Here is a 3,197-nt window from a genome sequence, read left to right as displayed (position 1 = left end):
GAGAACCGGGCGTGAAAACCCTTTGGCAGGGTCTACGACGACTTCATGATATTGCACAGACTTGGCTTTTACTTTCTCACTCTACTGCTACTTGTGTCAAGTCAGATTTTGTTAAGAAAGATGTGACTAATGCATAGCTTTCAAAGGGGGGCTAGGGGGGATGGTTGGGGGAGAGGTTCCCTCCTCAAGCTTCTGCACTGGCGTCTGTTCCAAATTGCCAAACATCTGCCGCCGAATCCCCTCCCGCGCTAGTTGACTTGGCATCCCATACCCCAGAGGTTGACTCAACCTCGTCTCCTGCTTCGCCTGAATCTCCCCACTCACCGCTTCCTCTGACACCTGCGTCGGGTTCTGCACCTGTTGCGCTTCCTGTGGCGCTGTTTCCTTCGGCGATTCCACCATCGGTTCCACAGAACCAAACATTGTACGGCGTATCCGCTCCATCGCCTCCTTACTGGTATGTACTCCCGTCACCTCCCAGGATGGCTTCGTCTCTTTCTTTGTCTGGATATGGGTTTGGGGGAAAAAGGAAGAGGTGGCTTTAGCTGGCGGTGTCCAAGAGGATTTTTTAACTCTGTCGTAAGTCATGGTTAGCCTCGAAATCGGGATGGGAAAGCAGTTGGTGTAGGGTTATACTTCGCACGGGAGCAAGTTTGTCATTCTGAGTCCTGAGCGAAGCGAAGGAACTGTAGCGGAGTGAAGAATCTCACCCGATAGGCGAGCTAGATTCCACTAAGCTGTGCATGATAAAAGCTTAGTTGTTACCGTGAACCGTATAAGCAGTTTTCCTATAAAAACGATTTTATTCCAGTTGGTGTCAGGGTGAATCTAAAGGAAATCTAAACCTTTATCTCACGAACTGACGCGGGTTTTCTCCGGGGACTTAAACCGGTTCAAAGACCACCCCGCGTAACGGGTCAGCGGATTGGTTCATTTCTTTATTTTTCCATAGTATGACTCCATTTAATCTAGGGTTTGGGTTTATAGCAACCGCCATAGCGGTTAGGACACATCCGCGTCGTAGAGACGTCGGCGGAACGTCTGGAACAACAGTTCGGAACGTCCTAATCGATGTGTCTACTGCTATATCTGTCAGGATTCGCACGAAGCATACTGAAAGAAGCATCGGCGGCACCCTTCACATCGGAAACTGGACTTCGTGCCGCGCTGCGTTTGACGAGATTCTTCGCTTCGCATTCGCTGCGCTCAGATACTCAAGTGGATTCTCAGTTTATGGAAGTCTGAAGACAAGTGTCTACCCTTAGCAATAGATGCAACTAATATTGGTCAGAATTTTACTGTTCTTTCCCTTCATGTTCTTTATCAAGGTTGTGGCATTCCCGTAGCATGGAAAATTGTTCAAGGTACAGAAAAAGGTTCTTGGAAACCTCATTGGCTTCATATTTTTCACTATGTCAAGGATGTAGTTCCCAACTATTGGCAAGTAATCGTATCAGCGGATAGGGGTTTATATGCTGACTGGCTATTTGAGGTAATTTGTTCCTTAAATTGGCATCCTTTTTTAAGAATTAATCACCAAGGACACTATCAACTTAGATGTGATCCGGAATGGAGATGTTTAGATACAGTCGCCCCAAAAACAGGAACACAGTGGTCAGGTTATGTTACTTGTTTCAAGAACCATTCTCTTGAATGTACTTTATTAGCACGTTGGGATGAAGGATATAAAGAACCCTGGTTGATTGTTACCGACTTAGAACCAACACAAGCTCAGAGGTAAGGATTCAGGTGGCGTGGAAATCCGATGAGGGGGGAAGGCTTCGCCTCCTTCTAGGAATGGGTTGAGTACAGCCGCTTCGGAGAGGCTCCCGGCTTGCCCCCTTTTTATTCGGCACAGGGAAAGCTTTCTGAGTAGGAAAAGGACAACGCCTGTGTTCACTCAACACAGAATCTGCTTTAATATAAGGTATGTGAGTGCTGTTGCCATGAACTTACAGCTTGACCCAAACCAACTCAAACAGTTGCCCACCGAAGAACTCGTTGGTTAAAGGCGTGCAGCAACAGCTCGTAATTGAGAAATTGCAACAAGAGATATATAGGCTCAAAGCTATCCAGAAACTTGATAGTCAAGCAAGTTCAAAGCCCCCTTCAACGGACTTGCTTCTCAAACCGGAAAAACCAAAACAGCCGAGGGACAAGAGCGCTGGCGCTGAAGGGGTGACAAGCAGCTCAAAAGCTTGGCAGGCAAAGCATTTCCCCCCTCAAGCCTCAAAAAGATGAGAGCTTATTGACAGGCTTATTGAGAACAAAAACGTGAATGAGAATGATAATCACCTGGGTGACACTCCAGAAGTATGTTGATGATCTTTAATCGTTCTCTTGTTGCCCAAATTATGACCCAGCAACGGTCAGATGGGTTTTTGGTCTATCTGTGTGTGAAGCTCTCGCTATCGAGGAGAGCGAATCGCGTCATGGTGTCTTTTAAAGTTACTGCTCTTTAAGAGCAGAATATTGCTCTCCTTCCATATTGAATTGTTGAATATTTTGGGTTAAACTTAGTCAAGAAGAGGATTGTACTAGGGGCTATACAGCTTAATAAAAAAATCAATAATTTTTAATTAAATACATAGCCTTCAATCCTTGCTGAAAGTAATGAATTTTAGAGCGATTAAGGTGCATAAGTTTCGCAATCATTACTTGACAAAAATCCCATCCAATAGTCCAGGTCAATCCATAAAGACCAATCCAAAAGTTGCTGTGTCGTCTCTGGCTTCTTGCTACCTCTTTGAGACGACAGATATATTTTTGTTGCCTTTGACAGCGAGTTTTGTTGCCTTTTAAAGAAGCGATAGTATAAGCCATGGCAATTAACAAGACTAAACGATTTAAACGTTCTATACATGCCTTAGTTCCTTCTAGGTTATAGCCACCCGTCTTACAATCTTTGAACAAGGATTCTATACCACTGCGAGATTGATAAACCTGAATCACTTCATCAATACTACTTAAATTGGTCAGAATGAACCAGCCATATTTTTCACCTTTGCCTTGATACTTTCGTTTCCAATAAGCAGCTAAATTAAAAGTGCCAAACCCCTTTTTCTTTGTATAATTAACTCCCGAATGAAATAACTTCATCCCCGGAGTTAAACCCAACTCACTTAGCTGTTGATAGTTTCCTTCTGATTGACGGATATAAGTATCTTGCTTGATCCGCAATGCAAAAAATACCTTCT

At 44.3% G+C, this 3,197-nt stretch carries 2 protein-coding genes; both read right to left on the bottom strand.

The genetic code is table 11. The features are described 5' to 3' along the window. Positions 1–126 precede the first annotated feature (126 nt). Positions 127–588 carry a hypothetical protein gene (locus RID09_RS04545; RefSeq protein ID WP_446334766.1) on the bottom strand — a complete coding sequence of 154 codons (462 nt, stop codon included), beginning with the start codon at positions 586–588 and terminating at the stop codon, positions 127–129. A 1,977-nt stretch (positions 589–2,565) separates the two neighbouring features. Further along, the coding region (locus RID09_RS04540; protein WP_446334765.1) for a transposase at positions 2,566–3,197 on the bottom strand (632 nt) is incomplete at its 5' end.

Origin of the sequence: Coleofasciculus sp. G1-WW12-02 (genome assembly GCF_040219735.1) — a bacterium.
GTDB lineage: Bacteria > Cyanobacteriota > Cyanobacteriia > Cyanobacteriales > Coleofasciculaceae > Coleofasciculus.
Note: the sequence above shows the minus strand (reverse complement) of the source record. Positions and strands in the feature narration are given on the sequence as shown.

Coding starts and splice junctions, on each gene's coding strand:
- RID09_RS04545 (WP_446334766.1), bottom strand. CDS start 588: ATGACTTACGACAGAGTTAAAAAATCCTCTTGGACACCGCCAGCTAAA.